The 15,994-nt window shown below is 52.7% G+C and carries 16 protein-coding genes; 9 read left to right on the top strand and 7 right to left on the bottom strand.

From position 1 onward, the window contains the following. Position 1 precedes the first annotated feature (1 nt). Positions 2 to 793, top strand: coding sequence for an ABC transporter ATP-binding protein (locus tag AAIE03_RS11390; RefSeq protein WP_028714968.1), 792 nt, complete (start codon positions 2 to 4; stop codon positions 791 to 793). Beyond that, on the top strand, positions 793 to 2,292 hold the full coding sequence (locus tag AAIE03_RS11385; RefSeq protein WP_028714969.1) for an HAL/PAL/TAL family ammonia-lyase: 1,500 nt from the start codon (positions 793 to 795) through the stop codon (positions 2,290 to 2,292). The genes AAIE03_RS11390 and AAIE03_RS11385 overlap by 1 nt, the downstream gene beginning before the upstream one ends. Positions 2,293 to 2,295: 3 nt before the next feature. Here AAIE03_RS11385 and AAIE03_RS11380 read toward each other — a convergent pair whose 3' ends face one another. After that, positions 2,296 to 2,925 carry a flavin reductase family protein gene (locus AAIE03_RS11380; protein WP_014593268.1) on the bottom strand — a complete coding sequence of 210 codons (630 nt, stop codon included), beginning with the start codon at positions 2,923 to 2,925 and terminating at the stop codon, positions 2,296 to 2,298. 318 nt (positions 2,926 to 3,243) lie between these two features. Here AAIE03_RS11380 and AAIE03_RS11375 point away from each other — a divergent pair, with 318 nt between their 5' ends. Together AAIE03_RS11375 and rlmF are read left to right on the top strand one after the other, a co-directional pair. Next, positions 3,244 to 4,350: an SDR family oxidoreductase gene (locus tag AAIE03_RS11375; RefSeq protein ID WP_014593269.1), complete on the top strand. Its 1,107-nt coding sequence runs from the start codon at positions 3,244 to 3,246 to the stop codon at positions 4,348 to 4,350. 237 nt (positions 4,351 to 4,587) lie between these two features. Next, entirely contained in the window at positions 4,588 to 5,511 is a 924-nt protein-coding gene (gene rlmF / locus AAIE03_RS11370) for a 23S rRNA (adenine(1618)-N(6))-methyltransferase RlmF (RefSeq protein WP_028714970.1), read from the top strand. Positions 5,512 to 5,546: 35 nt separating this feature from the next. On the opposite strand, the gene glnQ is transcribed toward rlmF, so the two are convergent. The 5 genes from glnQ to rhtA form a co-directional block, all read right to left on the bottom strand. Further along, positions 5,547 to 6,269: a glutamine ABC transporter ATP-binding protein GlnQ gene (gene glnQ, locus AAIE03_RS11365; RefSeq protein ID WP_014606242.1), complete on the bottom strand. Its 723-nt coding sequence runs from the start codon at positions 6,267 to 6,269 to the stop codon at positions 5,547 to 5,549. Then, entirely contained in the window at positions 6,266 to 6,925 is a 660-nt protein-coding gene (gene glnP / locus AAIE03_RS11360; protein ID WP_014593272.1) for a glutamine ABC transporter permease GlnP, read from the bottom strand. Before glnP ends, glnQ begins: the two co-directional genes overlap by 4 nt. Before the next feature lie 76 nt (positions 6,926 to 7,001). Further along, positions 7,002 to 7,748 (bottom strand): glutamine ABC transporter substrate-binding protein GlnH, encoded by a 747-nt coding sequence (gene glnH, locus AAIE03_RS11355; protein WP_014593273.1) that lies wholly within the window; start codon positions 7,746 to 7,748, stop codon positions 7,002 to 7,004. A gap of 333 nt (positions 7,749 to 8,081) precedes the next feature. After that, positions 8,082 to 8,585 carry a DNA starvation/stationary phase protection protein Dps gene (gene dps, locus AAIE03_RS11350; protein WP_014593274.1) on the bottom strand — a complete coding sequence of 168 codons (504 nt, stop codon included), beginning with the start codon at positions 8,583 to 8,585 and terminating at the stop codon, positions 8,082 to 8,084. Between the two features lie 322 nt (positions 8,586 to 8,907). Then, complete coding sequence (rhtA, locus tag AAIE03_RS11345; protein WP_015700688.1) at positions 8,908 to 9,819, bottom strand: threonine/homoserine exporter RhtA; 912 nt, start codon at positions 9,817 to 9,819, stop codon at positions 8,908 to 8,910. Positions 9,820 to 10,185: 366 nt separating this feature from the next. Between rhtA and ompX the strand changes: the two genes are divergently transcribed. Beyond that, the gene (gene ompX / locus AAIE03_RS11340; RefSeq protein WP_014606239.1) at positions 10,186 to 10,698 is read left to right on the top strand and encodes an outer membrane protein OmpX; all 513 of its coding nucleotides are present in this window, start codon (positions 10,186 to 10,188) and stop codon (positions 10,696 to 10,698) included. Between the two features lie 441 nt (positions 10,699 to 11,139). On the opposite strand, the gene AAIE03_RS11335 is transcribed toward ompX, so the two are convergent. Then, positions 11,140 to 11,328 (bottom strand): hypothetical protein, encoded by a 189-nt coding sequence (locus tag AAIE03_RS11335; protein ID WP_014606238.1) that lies wholly within the window; start codon positions 11,326 to 11,328, stop codon positions 11,140 to 11,142. Positions 11,329 to 11,548: 220 nt separating this feature from the next. Here AAIE03_RS11335 and mntR point away from each other — a divergent pair, with 220 nt between their 5' ends. The 4 genes from mntR (at position 11,549) to AAIE03_RS11315 (ending at position 15,994) form a co-directional block, all read left to right on the top strand. Continuing rightward, complete coding sequence (mntR, locus tag AAIE03_RS11330; RefSeq protein ID WP_013025174.1) at positions 11,549 to 12,007, top strand: manganese-binding transcriptional regulator MntR; 459 nt, start codon at positions 11,549 to 11,551, stop codon at positions 12,005 to 12,007. A 24-nt stretch (positions 12,008 to 12,031) separates the two neighbouring features. Beyond that, positions 12,032 to 13,141, top strand: a complete 1,110-nt coding sequence (locus AAIE03_RS11325) for an SLC13 family permease (protein WP_498563008.1) — start codon at positions 12,032 to 12,034, stop codon at positions 13,139 to 13,141. A 142-nt stretch (positions 13,142 to 13,283) separates the two neighbouring features. Then, a complete protein-coding gene (locus AAIE03_RS11320; protein WP_015700686.1) occupies positions 13,284 to 14,429 on the top strand; it encodes an HlyD family secretion protein in 1,146 nt (381 codons plus the stop codon). After that, positions 14,426 to 15,994: a DHA2 family efflux MFS transporter permease subunit gene (locus AAIE03_RS11315; protein WP_013025177.1), complete on the top strand. Its 1,569-nt coding sequence runs from the start codon at positions 14,426 to 14,428 to the stop codon at positions 15,992 to 15,994. Before AAIE03_RS11320 ends, AAIE03_RS11315 begins: the two co-directional genes overlap by 4 nt.

Raw genomic sequence — 15,994 nt, 5'->3', positions numbered from 1 at the left:
GATGCAGGATTCATCCGCCGTAACGCTGTCCGCCAGCGATATCCATAAATCATTTGGCGCCATGGAAGTGCTGAAAGGCATTTCATTACAGGCCCACAAAGGTGACGTCATTTCGATCCTCGGTGCCAGCGGCTCGGGCAAAAGTACCTTGCTGCGCTGTATTAACCTGCTGGAAACACCCGATTCCGGCGTGGTAAGCGTCGGCGGGGAAACCATTGAGATGAAACGCCATGCCCGCGGGCATCAACTGGCCGCGAATCCCAAACAGGTGGAACGTTTGCGCTCACGCCTGGGGATGGTTTTTCAGAGCTTCAATCTCTGGTCCCATATGACCGTGCTGCAAAACGTCATTGAAGGGCCGCAATATGTTCTGAAACGCGATAAGAAAACCTGTATTGCGCAGGCAGAACAGCTGCTGGACCGGGTCGGACTTTTGAATCGCAAAGGTTTTTATCCGGCCCAGTTGTCGGGTGGTCAACAGCAGCGCGTCGCCATTGCCCGTGCGCTAGCCATGGACCCGGAGGTGATGTTATTTGATGAGCCCACCTCGGCACTTGATCCTGAACTGGTCGGCGAAGTGCTGAAGGTCATGCGCAGTCTGGCAGAAGAGGGGCGCACCATGTTAGTGGTGACGCATGAAATGGGGTTTGCCCGCCACGTATCAAACCGGGTGATATTTATGCATCAAGGCACCATTGACTGTCAGGGAACGCCGGATGACATGTTCGGTGAGGGCGGCTCGGCGCGCTTCAGGCAGTTTATCTCCAGCCACCATGCAGCGGAGTCTGTGTAATGAGTCGCGTTGTTGTCTGGGGAGACGCGCCGGTAGCCTGGCAGGAGGTGGTTGAGGTCGCCCGCCACGATGCCGAGCTGGTGCTGAGCGAGAGTGCCTGGCAGCGCATTGCCCGGGGGCGAGAAATCGTAACGAATATCGTTGCGAGTGGTCAGATCGCCTATGGCATCAACACGGGGCTGGGGGCGCTGTGCAATATTATGCTGGCGGAAGAAGAGCTGAGTCAGCTGTCGCGTAACACCTTGTTAAGTCATGCCTGTGGCGTGGGGCCGCTGCTGGCAAAACATGAGGTGCGCGCTATCTTATGCACCGCAATAGCGAACTACAGTCACGGGAAATCCGGCGTGTCGGTCGAACTGGTTCGGCGCCTGTTGGTGCTGCTTAACCAGCACATTACGCCTCAGGTGCCTTCGCAGGGATCGGTAGGGTATTTGACGCACATGGCGCATATCAGCCTGACGCTGATTGGCGTGGGCGAGGCGGAATTTGATGGGCAGATTGTGCCTGCCTGTGAGGCGCTGGCGCGGACCGGACTCACGCCCTATCGACCCGGCGCAAAAGAGGGGCTTAGCCTGGTAAACGGTACGCCGTGCATGACCGGACTGGCCTGCCTGGCGCTGGATGATGCCCGCCGTTTGCTGGACTGGGCAGACGTTACCGGAGCCATGAGTTTTGAAGCCTTGCGTGGGCAGCTGGTTGCCTTTGACGAAGAGGTGTTGTCCCTTAAAGCCAGCCCGGGTATCCAGCGCAGCGGCGAGCGGTTACGGCGTTTACTGGGCGACAGCCCGCTATTGAAGATAAGCAGCGGCATCCGGACCCAGGATGCATTGAGCCTGCGATCCATGCCGCAGGTGCACGGTGCCTGCCGCGATCAGTTTGCACATGCCGAGCGTCAGATTGAAACGGAACTCAACGCCTGTACCGATAATCCACTGGTAATGGGCACACCGCAGGCCTGGCGCGTGGTCTCACAAGCGCATCCACACGGTGAATCGGTCGCGATGGCCTGCGACCTGCTGGCCATTGCCCTGGCGGAACTGGGGAGCATTGCCGAACGGCGTCTGGATCGTCTGGTCAACCCGTTGGTCAGCGGCTTACCGCCTTTCCTGGTCGGCCAGCCCGGCGTCAACTCCGGCATGATGATTGCGCAATACGTGGCGGCTTCGCTCTGTGCTGAGAATCGCCAGTTGGCTCAGCCGGCGGTGCTGGATAACTACATCACCTCCGGGCTACAGGAAGACCACCTCAGTCTGGGAACCGGTGCGGCATTAAAATTGCTGAAAACCGTGAGTAACGTCTATTACATTCTCGCCATTGAATACCTGCTGGCGGCCCAGGCGCTGGAGTTCCACGGTGAGGCGCAACTGGCAAGTGGAACCCTTCGCGCCTGGCGACGTCTGCGTCAGATTGTACCCTGCTGGCAAGAGGATCGCTGGCTGGCACCGGAGATTGCCCGCGCGGTGCAGGTCCTTCGAACCCAGATGCCGGAGGTGCTCTGAGATTTATCCCCGCCGCGCATCCGGACGCACCAGGTCAAACCGCTGCGCCTCAGTGATCCCGTAATAGGCACTGGGGCCGCCCGCGCGCAGAATCGGTTCGGCTTTTGCCGTCTGATAAATCCCGTTTTCCAGTAGCCTTTCGTCAATGTGGATAGCGACGGCTTCGCCTAACACCAGCCAGCTGTCGATGGCTTTTCCCTGCGCATCCTGCAACTGAATCAGCTGCGTGAGTTTACATTCAAAATTCACCGGGCTTTCCTGCACCAGACTGGCGTTAACCTGAGAGGCGGCCAGGGGCGTTAAACCGGCAAGGGCAAACTCGTCCTGATCGGCGGGCGCAGAAATCGAACTTTCATTCATGGCCTCAGCCAGCGGACGGGTCGCCAGATTCCAGACAAATTCTTTGGTTTCAGCAATATTCTGCACACTGTCTTTCCAGCCGCTACTGGCAAAACCAATGATCGGCGGCAGGTAATTGAAACAGTTGAAAAAGCTGTAAGGGGCAAGATTACGTATGCCTTTGGCGCTGGTGGAGCTTATCCAGCCGATGGGGCGCGGGCCGATAATCGCATTGAGTGGATCGTGCGGCAGACCGTGTCCGGCGCGTGGCTGGTATGAATAACGTTTGTTCATGGTTGTCTCCCTGTAAAAGCTGATTCAAGCGTAGTGGGTAAATGGCTGTTGGCGGGGCAAATCTGTAAAAAAGGTCTCGATCAGGTACCGGATTATTCCTGAATAATAACAGCCGTTACTTTCTGTGCTAACGGATGAATTTTTATTTATATCAGTTAGTTAAGTGTTATTTTCCGATTTTACTGCTGAAAACAGATGGTGCAAAAGTAAACGAAAAGTAAACGATTGCATTTTATACATTTTGTGCTAACAAAGTTTCGTATTTGTTTAACGAATTAGGTGCACTATACAACCTCATCAATTGTTCTCGTGGTCGATATGAAAAAAATTCTTGTTACAGGATCTTCTGGATTCGTTGGTGGTGCAGTTGTGGCAGAATTGCTGATGCGCCAGGATGTTGAGTTGCTGCTGCTTGTCAGAGCCAGCGATGCTAACCAGGGACTGGAGAGGGTTAAAGAAAATTTAACCAAGTTTTCATGTTCGGCACAGGCGATTCAACGCCTGACCGCAGATCATATTCTGGTCGGCGATCTCCTTGCACCCGAACTTTTTCTGGGTGATGCGCGTATCGATCAGGTCAGCCACGTTATCAACTGCGCAGCGATTGCGTCATTTGGTGAAAATAACGATATCTGGCGCGTCAACGTCGAAGGCACCTTTAAGCTGGCTGCCAGAATGGCTGGGCTGCCAGAATTCGTAAAATTTGTTCACGTGGGCACGGCAATGTCTTCCGCGCCGGATCAGGGTGAAGTCGTCAAAGAGGACCTGGTGCTGTCGTCACGTGAAGATCACATTGTCGATTACACCTATTCCAAATCTTATATCGAAAACAAGATCAAGCAGGAGTTACCGCACCTGCCGCTGGTCATTGCCCGTCCGTCCATCGTTGTTGGCCATTCTCAGGAAGGTTGTACGCCGTCAGGCAGCATTTTCTGGGTATTTAAAATGGTGATGAAGCTGGAGAAATTCCTCTGCTCGCTTGATGATCGTGTCGATGTTATCCCGGTGGACTACTGTGCAAAATCCCTGGTATTCCTGATGGATCACGGCTGCACCAAAGAGATGGTCTACCATATTTCTGCCGGTGAGCGCAGCAGCAACACCTTCTCTGAGATCGATTCGGCCTTTGCCACCGCAGAAAAAAGTGCACCGCTGGCACCTAACTATCTGCAAGTTGATTTCAGCGAAATCGTTAAAGAGCGTAAGAACTTTAAAAAGATTTACGGGCCTTGCAACGAACGCCTGATGCTGCGCGCGATGCGTCTGTACGGCGAGTTTGCCCGTCTGAATGTCGTGTTTTCTAATGATAAGTTGCTGCGTCTGGGAATGAGTTCGCCCCCGGGCTTTACCAGCTATATCGATCGTTGTGTAGAAACGACGAAAGGGATGCCCATCCAGGATTTAATGCGCGTCGATTTTAAATAATCCCGCATTCGTGAGTCGCGCCGCCAGCATGATGACTGGCGGCGCGCATTTTGCTCTCCGCTCATGCTTTTCCCTTCTTCTGCCTTTTATTCGCTTTGCCAAACACCCTAAACAGCGATTCGCCTGCATAACATCACCTGGCTTGCCCGCCATAAAGTCTGCTTTCAGCCGAGAATGCTGTTTATTTTCTGCCAGTCACAGCGTATTGTACGCGCGCCTGAAAACATGAGAGAAAGTATGAAAAAGTCTGCCAGCCCGTCGCTCTTCCACGCCCGAAACCGCCATCAGGGTGAATATGATTTTGCTGCCCTCACGGCGGCGCATCCACCGCTGGCAGCAAAGGTCCGGCCCAATGGTTATGGCGTCATGTCGGTTGATTTTGCCGATCCCGAGGCCGTGATGCTGCTTAACCAGGCGCTGCTTAAACTCTTCTACGGACTCGACTGGCAGCTGGCGCCGGGATCGCTGTGTCCGCCCGTGCCGGGGCGCGCCGACTACCTGCATTATCTGGCGGATCTCCTGGCGCTGGATAATCAGGGCAGGGTTCCCTCGGCCGACGTGCTGGATATTGGCTGCGGGGCAAACTGCATTTATCCCCTGATTGGAGCCGCAGAATACGGCTGGCGTTTCACCGGAACCGAAATCGACGACGCTGCCCTGAAAGCCGCAGGTAAAATTGTCGCCGCCAACGCCGGTATGTCGCGTCTGATCCGCTTACGTCGGCAAAAAAATCCTCAGGCGGTGCTGAACGGCGTTGTGAATAAAGGTGCGTTTTTCCATGCGGTCATCTGCAATCCGCCATTTCATGCGTCGGCTGCAGAGGCGGCGGCGGGTTCACAGCGTAAATCACGAAATCTGGGCTTACAGCAGTCGGCGCCGCTCAACTTTGGCGGTCAGCATAATGAGCTCTGGTGCGAAGGCGGTGAAAAAGCGTTTGTGGGGAAAATGATTGCGGAAAGCGCTGGCCTGGCAAGTCAGGTGGTGTGGTTTACCTCACTGGTATCGCGAAAAGAGCATTTGCCTGCGCTGGAAAAACAGTTACAGGCACTGGATACCGCGGTGGTCCGGGTCGTCAATATGGCGCAGGGGCAGAAGCAGAGCCGTTTTCTGGCGTGGAGCTTTATGTCCGCCGCCCAACGCGCACAGCGTCTGTCACGATGAGACAGCAGCCCGTTATGGGCTGCTGTGTTAATCACTCAGGAAACGTGCTGTAAAAATTCGCGCAGACGTTCACTTGGCGGATGGCTGATCAGCGTATCAGGATCGCCGTCTTCAGCAATGCGACCTTTATCAATAAAGATCAGCCGCGATGCGACTTTCTGTGCAAAGCCGACTTCATGGGTGACGATGACCATCGTCATGCCTTCTTCAGCCAGATCCTGCATCACCTTCAAGACTTCATGACGAAGCTCCGGGTCCAGCGCAGAGGTCGGCTCATCGAAAAGCATCATCTTGGGCTTAACCGCCAGCGCGCGGGCAATTGCGACACGCTGCTGCTGGCCGCCGGACAGCTCAGAGGGAAAGTGACCGGCGCGTTCGGCCAGGCCCACTTTAGCCAGCAGGCTTTGCGCCAGTTGACGAGCCTCTTCTTTGCTGGCACCCCGTACCCGAATCGGACCAAAAGCCACGTTATCCAGGGCGCTCATCTGCGGGAAAAGGTGAAACTGCTGGAACACCATGCCCGCTTCCTGACGAATCAGGCGATCGTCGACTTTCGGATCGTTAACTTTCAATCCATCGACAATCAGCTCACCGCTGGTGATCTCTTCCAGCTTGTTAATACAGCGCAGCAGTGTGGATTTACCGGAGCCGGATGGGCCAATAATTACCACCACTTCTCCCTGCTTAATTTTCAGGTCGATATTGTGTAGCACCTGGGTTTTGCCAAAATGCTTTGAGACGTCTTTAAATTCAATCACAGGATTTTCACCCTTTTCTCAATGCGGCGCAGCACAAAGCTCAACACCAACGTAATCACAAGATAGATAATCGCTACCGCACTCCAGATTTCCAGCGCGCGAAAGTTACCGGCAATAATTTCCTGGCCCTGACGCGTCAGTTCGGCCACGCCAATCACGATAAACAGAGAGGTATCTTTGATACTGACGATCCACTGGTTACCAAGCGGAGGGAGCATACGGCGCAGCGCTAACGGCATAATCACATAGCGCAGGGTTTCACGGCTCGACAGGCCCAGCGCCAGGCCGGCTTCGCGAAAACCTTTATTAATTGACAGCACGGCGCCGCGCGTGATTTCCGCAATATAAGCGCCCGAGTTGATCATGATGGTCACCACGGCAGCGGTGAAAGGATCGATACGTAAATCCGGGAAAGCCATTGGCAGGGCGAAATAGATAAACATGACCTGCACAACGATAGGCGTGCCACGAATGATTTCAATAAAAACCAGGGCAATATGATTGCTTATCCAGCCGCCGTAAGCGCGCGCAAAACCCGCGACCAGCCCGATGATCAAACCGCCCACCAGGCCGATAATGGAAATAATTAAGGTCATTTTTGCGCCTTCGAGCAGCGCGGGCATGGCTGGCCAAATGACGCTCCAGTCAAACTCCATGGTGAAACTCCAGTTGTTGCGATGGAAAAAAGCAGGGAAATCTTCCCTGCTGAAAAAAGTAAAACCGTTTCAGTTATTATTTAGGATCGGTGCCGAACCATTTTTTGTAGAGCTGGTTATACGTACCGTTCTCTTTAAGCGTTTTCAGGGCGCCATTCACTTTTTCACGCAGGTCGTCACTGCCTTTCGGGAAGGCAATACCGTACTGTTGTGCTTCAATGGAATCACCGACTGCCTTGAAGCGGCCTTTGCCCGCAGTATTAATAAAGTAGAGGATGTTTGGCGTATCGTGCAGCACGGCGTCAGCACGGTTGGTGCCCAGTTCCATATAGGCGTTGTCGATGTTAGGGAACTGACGCAGATCTTTGGTTTTAATGTGGCTCTTGGCGTAATCCACCGAGCCGGTTCCGCTCTTCACCGCGACCACTTTGCCGTTAAGGTCATTGATGCTTTTGATGTCGTTTTCGTTATTACGCACCATCACCAGCAGACCACTTTTGTAATAGCCATCAGAAAATTCGATCGCTTTTTTACGTTCATCCGTAATGGTGATACCGGCTAAGGCCAGGTCAACGTTGCGCGTTTGCAGTGCAGGGATGATGCCACTGAAATCCATTGGCTTCAGGGTGTAATCCAGTTTTAATTCTTTGGCGATGGCGTCCCACAAATCCACATCAAACCCAACGTACTTATCACCCTGTTTAAATTCAAACGGGACAAAGGCGGTATCAGTGGCGACAATCAGTTTCTTTTCGGCTGCGGTAGCGGAGAGAGAGAAGGCCAGCGCCAGGGCGGCCACAGAGACGTTAAACAGCGATTTCATTATTTTTCCTTTTTACGACCGGGCCCAAAGCCAGGTTTGCGAGCTATCGTTTGCGGGCTATCATATGAAAAAATTATGCCAACTTTGCAAAAACCGCAGAATTCACCGCCTGTGACACAATCGCTGACACGATTCTGCACAGGTCAAACGGTGTACACTGTTTTGGTGCTCTTTGTTGGTGCATCGTGCTACGGTGGTGCAGAGGTAGTGTGCATCAGACGGGAAAAACAGGAAGGGCAGGAAGTAAGAACTGTTAACAAAGTCATAAAATTATAATTACACAGACGTAAAAAAGGCGGGTTTCCCCGCCTGTTGACACCTCAGTGTCTGACATTATTCGATATTGGATTCGATAAACCACAGGAATTTATCAAGGTCACGCGAGGCGGCAGTGAAAATATCTGCAGTATCTTCGTCTTTAACTTCCGAAATCGCTTTACGTGTATCGTTAGCGACAATGCCGTAACGATCGGCCAGCGCTTTCAGATGATCTTGTACGCTGTGAATATTTAACGGGTAGCTTTTCAGCGGCGTTTTGTCGTTCACAACTTGGGTGGTACCCAGTGCCACACCGCCCAACTGCACAACACGTTCAGCGATAGTATCCTGGTGATCGGTAATCGCGGTGCGGAAGCCATCCAGCATCTCATGCACGCCGATGAAGTTTGCACCACGCATGTTCCAGTGGGCTTGCTTGGTGATCAACGACAGATCAATGAACTCCACTACCAGGCGGTTGAGCACCTCAATGGTGGCTCTCTTTTCGTCATCTGCCACATCATTACGGGTGTAAAGTAGATCAGAAGATTTTGTTTTAACCAGTTTAGCGGTACTCATTGTTTCAGTCCTCTCATTCAATGGTTGTCCTAATCAAGTACGAAACTAAGTATAGCAGCGATTCCGGGATTTGCAGGATTGGCCTTATCAATGGCTGAAATAGCATCTGCCTTAGCTCTAACGACGTAAACACCGAAAGAGTTAATAATATGTTAAATTTAACAGCGCTTTAAAGGTAATAAAAATCAGTTGGTTAGGTGGGGGTTCTGGAAAGAGGTTTTGTGTGTTTCAAAATATTAATTTTCAATGACATTTTCGATGAAATAATTATCAAGATGATTTTTATTGTTATTTAGCATGTTTTTCAACAGGCTAAAGCGGATTATTTTTTTACGTTGTCGGTCAATTCAACTTCATTTAACTGACTCTTTCTTGGACGCATCGTCAAGGTGGCGCCTGCGGAAGCCAGGATGATGGCCAGCAACGCCAGACATTGCTTACCCGAGAGGCTTTCATGCAGATACATCATCCCCGACAGAGCTGCCACTGCAGGCTCAAGGCTCATCAATGTGCCAAAGATGCGCGCCGGCAAGCGCGTTAACGCCACCATTTCCAGCGAGTAGGGCAGTGCTGTAGAAAGAAACGCCACCAGAATCGCGACGGGAACCACGCTCCACTGCCAGATGCCACTGGCGGCAAACGTCAGACCCACGGGAACAAAAACCAGCGAGGCAATAAGCGATCCGATGGCCACGGTCGCAGCACCATGTTCTGCCCCTGCGCGCTGGCCCGATAAGATATATATCGCCCAACAGGCGCCGGCACCCAGCGCGAACAGCGCGCCGACCGGATCCACCGAGGCAATGCCGGTGCTAAACGGCAGCAGGAACCACAGCCCTGCCACGGCAAGCAGGACCCAGACAAAGTCCAGCGCGCGGCGCGAACCGAGCAGCGCCAGCGTCAGTGGACCGACAAACTCCAGGCCCACCGCAATGCCTAAGGGCACGGTACGGATGGAGAGGTAGAACAGGAAGTTCATCGCGCCCAGTGACAAACCATAAATCAGCAGCGGCGTACGTTGTTCCCGGCTAAAACGCAGTCGCCAGGGTTTGAAAATAATGCACAGGATCAGGGTGCCAAATCCCAGACGCAGCGCAGTAATGCCGGTTGCGCCCACGGTGGGAAACAGGGTTTTCGCCAGCGAGGCACCGCCCTGAAGTGACAACATTGAGACAAGCAGAACAATAACGGGAATAAAAACGGGTGTAATGGACTTTAACGAGGTGGCTGACATCCTGTAGGCACTTCCCAAACATGAGCTAAAGATGACCAGTGTAATGGAAGTGGCGGTCAAAAAGAGGACGTAAACCGATTTTAATTTTGTCTGTTTGCCTGGATTTTAGGCACATTTGCGGCTGCAAAAGTAAATTAATGTCAGGATTTTTTAGGAATTAACTTAAAGCATGAAAATTTATTAAGCAGGTTTGTTGCAATCATATGACGTATTTTATAAGAAAAAAGAATGACATACGAAACTTCATTAACTTCCTGTTACACCAAACTATGTCTTAGACAACAAAATGCGGGCAGAGTTTCTCGCTAATTTTTGTTATATTTTTAGCGTTGTCAGGAGAGAAGTACTTTCACATTTGAGGTGGTTATGAAAAAAATTGCATGTCTTTCAGCATTAGCCTGTGTGTTAGCAGTAGCGACAGGTTCCGCCATGGCACAAAGCACTGTAACCGGTGGCTACGCACAGAGCGACTACCAGGGCGTTGCTAACAAAGCAAACGGCTTCAACCTGAAATATCGTTATGAAGACGGTTCTAACCCACTGGGTTGGATCGGCTCATTCACCTACACCGAGAAAGATCGTACCGAAGATGGCATTTACAATAAAGGCCAGTACTACGGCATCACCGGTGGTCCAGCATTCCGTCTGAATGACTGGGCAAGCATCTATGGTGTAGTCGGTGTTGGCTACGGTAAATACCAGCAGAACGACACTGCTTCACGCGGCAAAACTGATACCAGCGATTACGGTTTCTCTTACGGCGCAGGTATGCAGTTCAACCCAATGGAAAACGTTGCACTGGACGTGGGCTATGAGCAGAGCCGCATCCGTAGCGTTGACGTTGGCACCTGGATTGCTGGCGTAGGTTACAGCTTCTAAGTGATCTTAGTCGAGTTTAAAAAAACGGCCCTGTTAAGGGCCGTTTTTATTGGTGACAAAAAAACAGCCCGCCAGAGAGCGTCAGCCTGGCCTTCACGTCTTCCCGATATCTTCAAGTACCCTGACTCCCTACCGGATGCGGCGCCGCAGCCTGTCTCCCTCTGAGCTTACCGGCTTGCTCGTGCTGAAAACGACGGCTGCACAATGAGAAAAGCGATCCGCCAGGCGATGCCGGAGACAGCCACGTGGTCGTGGGTTGCAAAATAAACGTGGGATTGCCACAGACAGGGTGATGCAAAAGTGAGAAGCGCTGGAGGTGTGCAAACGGGCGACAGCAAAAGGCAAATCGTGCGCGAATGGCGCAGCCAGACAGCGAAAAAAAAGGGCGAGCAGCCGGAAGATGGCACCTTCAGGCTCGCAGCCAGAAGGCGTTATCAACGATTAGCCGCGCCAGATCAGTTTCTGGCAGTGGCGTTCTTCAGGTTCGTGACCCAGGAGTTTGTTGATCAACATCAGGCGCAGCGTAAAAGGGGAACGCGTCAGCAGGCACCACCAGGATTTCATACCTGATGTAGATTTTTCTGCCTGAAAGCATTTGCCGCAGTCGATGCAGCTTTTCAGGGTGCTCATAACATCACCTCCCAATTAATTTAACGCAACGGTAAGCAGACTGGCCTAATCGTGCTTTAATGCACCACTCTGTTTACATTATCAACAAATATAGCATTGGCTATATCGTTTAGCCAAGGCTAACGACGAAAAATTTGAGCTTATTTGCGCCTGGTTTACAATGAGCGCAGCTAAATCCATACGGCAGGGCTGGTGTGGAAAAAAATAAAGAGGAAGCTGAATGAGTCGTCGTGCCAAAAGCGTGGTTTCTGCCCCGCAAGGACCACTAAAAGATATTGAAGAGCATGTCGAAGGGTTTCGGCAGGTGCGCGAGGCGCATCGCCGTGAGCTGATTGATGATTATGTTGAGCTAATCTCTGATTTAATTGGTGAATTTGGTGAAGCACGTCAGGTCGATATGGCGGCGCGCCTGGGGGTTTCGCAACCCACCGTCGCAAAAATGTTAAAGCGATTAGGTACCGCCGGGCTGGTAGAGCAGGTCCCTTATCGTGGTGTCTTTTTGACACGTGAAGGCGAAAAGCTGGCTGAAGAGAGCCGCGCCCGCCATCATATTGTTGAAACCTTTCTGTTAGCGCTTGGCATCAGTCCGGAGACGGCACGGCGCGATTCAGAAGGCATTGAACATCACGTGAGTGATGAAACCCTGGCTGTATTCCAGAAATTTTACGAAAACAATTAACCCTCAGGTAAGGCGCCGGACATCATGCCCATCGTGCTTCGCTCATTTTTGCATGACCATATATTGCACTTGTTAGTCGTTGTTGGGGTTGTTCTGCTGTTTCTTGCTGACTATCGCTGGCCGGATCTTCCCGCCGCGGTGGACTGGCATACCATCATTACCCTGAGTGGATTACTTATCCTCACAAAAGGGTTAGAAACCAGCGGGTATTTTGATGTTCTCGGGGCCAGGTTAATTGCGCGCTTCAAACACGAACGCACGCTGGCACTCTTTATGGTGCTGGCGGCGGCGCTGCTGTCGACCTTCTTAACCAACGATGTGGCGCTGTTTATTTTGGTGCCGCTGACGCTGACGTTACGCAAATTTTCGCATTTACCTATCTCGCGCCTGATTATCTTTGAAGCGCTGGCGGTCAATGCCGGTTCGCTACTCACCCCGGTGGGCAATCCACAAAATATTTTGCTGTGGAGCCACGGCTCTTTGAGCGTGGGCGGTTTTATCTTGCAAATGACGCCGCTGGCCGCCTGGCTGCTGCTGAGCCTGATGGTGGTGACCTGGTTCAGCTTTGCCAAACGCACGATTGACAAGCACGAGACCATCGAAGAGCACAACTGGCAGAAACCCCTTTTTGCCGTCAGTGTCGTGCTGTATCTGCTTTTTATTGCCGCGCTGGAATGGCATGTGACCGGTTGGGCCCTGTTGCTGATTATGGTGTGTTTCCTGATTATGGCGCGTCAGGTCTTGCTCAATATCGACTGGAGCCTGCTGGTGGTCTTCATCGTGATGTTCCTGGATGTCTTCTTGCTGACGCGTTTACCGGTCGTTCAGGCGCATTTCGATGCCATTACGCATCTGGGCAAAGGCGAGCTTTATCTGCTGGCCATCGGTCTGTCCCAGGTCATCAGTAATGTGCCGGCCACCATCCTGCTACTGCAAAAAGTGCAGCCGACAGAAGTGCTTGCCTGGGCGGTCAATATTGGTGGCTTTGGTTTGCTTCCCGGTTCGCTCGCTAACCTTATTGCGCTACGAATGGCCAAAGATCGCGCCATCTGGTGGCGTTTTCATCTCTTCTCCGTGCCCTTACTCGCCTGGTCAATGCTCACGGGTTGGCTGTTGCTGATACTGGTCGCCTGACTCAGACACATCCTGCCGCGGTGCAGGATGTGCTGCCTTTCTCAAGTTACGTAAAGTTGTACTGGATTTTGTCAGTTTTCGATCTAATGTTTAGTGGACTTTCTACGCCCAGGACAGAGGGCCTTAGCCAGCGACGGACACTATGAGCGAGAACAACAACCGCGATTCACATCAGGAAGACGCAGAAAACGCGCCAGATAAAAACAGCCAGCCACATGACAATCAGGATCATGACGACGAAAAGCCGCGCAAACGCCCCGGCAAAAAACCGTTAATCATCCTGGCCGTTGTCGTGGTGGTCATGCTAATCGTGGCCTTTTTCTTCTGGTTTACGACCCGTAACGAAGAAACCACTGACGACGCCTTTACCGAAGGCAATGCGGTCACCATTGCCGCAAAAGCGTCCGGCTATGTTGTTAAACTGCTGGTTAACGATAACCAACGCGTCAGGAAGGGCGATCTGCTGGTTGAAATCGATCCGAGTGACAATGAGGCCCAGCGTGCTCAGGCTAAAGCCCAGTTGGGTCTGGCCACGGCACAGCTGCATCAGGCACAGGCGCAGTTAGCTCTCTCTCGTGTTCAGTATCCGGCCCAGCGCGATCAGGCGCTGGCCGACCAGGCGAAAGCCGAAGCCAACTACATGAACGCCCAGGCGGACTACCGGCGCCAGCGTGGCGTCGATCCGCGTGCCACCAGTCAGCGAAACATCGACTCGGCATCTGCACAGCTCCGTTCTGCGCAGGCACAGCTGCAAAGTGCCAAAGCTCAGGTGGAAGTGGCCTCGCAGGTTGCCCTGCAAATTCGTCAGCAGGAAACCAATGTTGAAGCGCGTCAGGAGCAGGTTGAGCAGGCCAAAGCGCAGCTCAACGTGGCTGAGCTGAATCTCTCTTACACTCAGGTTCGTGCGCCTTACGATGGCTTTGTCACGAAGCGCAATGTCCAGATGGGCACGCTGGTCCAGGCGGGAAGTGCTCTGTTCTCGCTGGTTTCTCCGGACATCTGGATCACCGCAAACTTTAAAGAGTCTCAGCTTGAGCGAATGAATCCCGGTGACAAAGTGGCAATCAGCGTAGACGCCTGGCCAGACATGAAGCTGGAAGGGCATGTCGACAGTATTCAGATGGGCACAGGATCGCGTTTCTCCACCTTCCCGTCTGAGAATGCCACGGGTAACTACGTGAAAATTGTCCAGCGTGTTCCGGTGAAAATCGTGATTGATAAAGGGCTGGATCCAAACCGACCGCTGCCACTGGGATTATCGGTTGAACCGAAGGTAACCGTGGAATGAGCGAATCGCAGAGCTGGAAACCCGCCAGTAACCCCTGGCTAGTGGCCATTACGGTCACGCTGGCGGTATTTATGGAAATCCTGGATACCACCATCGTTAACGTGGCCCTGCCGCACATCGCGGGTTCACTCTCTTCCAGTTACGATGAATCAACCTGGGTATTGACGTCGTATCTGGTAGCGAACGGTATCGTGCTGCCCATCTCTGCCTTTTTCAGCCGTCTGTTTGGCCGCAAACAGTTTTTTTTAATCTGCATTGTGATGTTTACCATCTGCTCCTTCCTGTGCGGTATTGCCACGGAACTCTGGCAAATTATTCTGTTTCGCGTCCTGCAGGGCTTTTTTGGCGGCGGGCTGCAGCCGGTACAACAGTCGGTGCTGCTCGACTACTTCAAACCCGAAGATCGGGGCAAAGCGTTTGGCCTTTCTTCTATCGCGATTATCGTTGCGCCGGTTATTGGCCCGACGCTGGGTGGCTGGATCACCGATAATTACAGCTGGCGCTGGGTATTCTTTATTAATATCCCGGTCGGCGTGCTGACCATCATGGCCATTTTACCCTTGCTGGAAGATCCGCCGTGGGAGCGTAAATGGGCCAAGGGCAAACTCAAGATCGACTATATCGGCATCAGCCTGATTACGCTCGGCCTGGGATGTTTGCAGGTCATGCTGGATCGTGGCGAGGATGAAGACTGGTTCGCCTCGCACTTTATCGTCCTGTTTGCCGTGCTGGCGCTGGTCGGGATCGTGGGGGCCATTTACTGGCTGATGTATGCCCGTAAACCGGTCGTTGACATTCTGGTCATGAAAGATCGCAATTTCTGGGTTGCTGGTTTATTAATGGCCGGCATGGCGATGATACTTTACGGCAGCTCGGTGGTTCTGCCCCAGCTGGCGCAGCAGGATCTCGGCTACACGGCGACCTGGTCGGGACTGGTGCTGTCTCCCGGCGCGGTGTTGATCGTCTTGACCATTCCGCTGGTCTTGAAACTGATGCCGGTGGTGCAGACCCGCTACATTATTGCCTTTGGTTTTAGCTGCCTGGCGCTGGCCTTCTTCTATTCGGCGTCCTTAACGCCTGATGTCGATTTCACGACGCTGGTCATGATGCGCAGTGCGCAGTCAATTGGCCTGGGCTTCCTGTTCGTGCCGTTGACTACCATTGCCTTTATTACGATTCCCCAGCGCCTGAATGCGGACGCCTCAGCCCTGTTCACCATGTTCCGTAACGTAGCGGGTTCGATTGGTATCTCGTTGTCCACCGCGGCGATTACTGAACGGGAGCAGGCGCGTTCGGCCCATATGGTGCACAACATGACGCCGCTGAACGAACAGTTCAACATCACCGTTCAGCACTGGGCACAGGCGATTCGCGACTTCACTTCTGCGGTGGGCGATCCCGTTACGTTGGCAACGGGTCAGCTCTACAAAGAGATGATTGTCCAGTCCCGCATTCTGGCTTATATCGACGTCTTTTCAGGCTTGAGTATCGTTGCCCTGATTTTGATTCCATTTTGTTGGCTGCTGTCGCCTGTCAAGAGCGAAGGCAGTGCAGGAGCACACTGA

This window comes from Pantoea sp. Ae19-2 (assembly GCF_059801205.1).
Note: the sequence above shows the minus strand (reverse complement) of the source record. Positions and strands in the feature narration are given on the sequence as shown.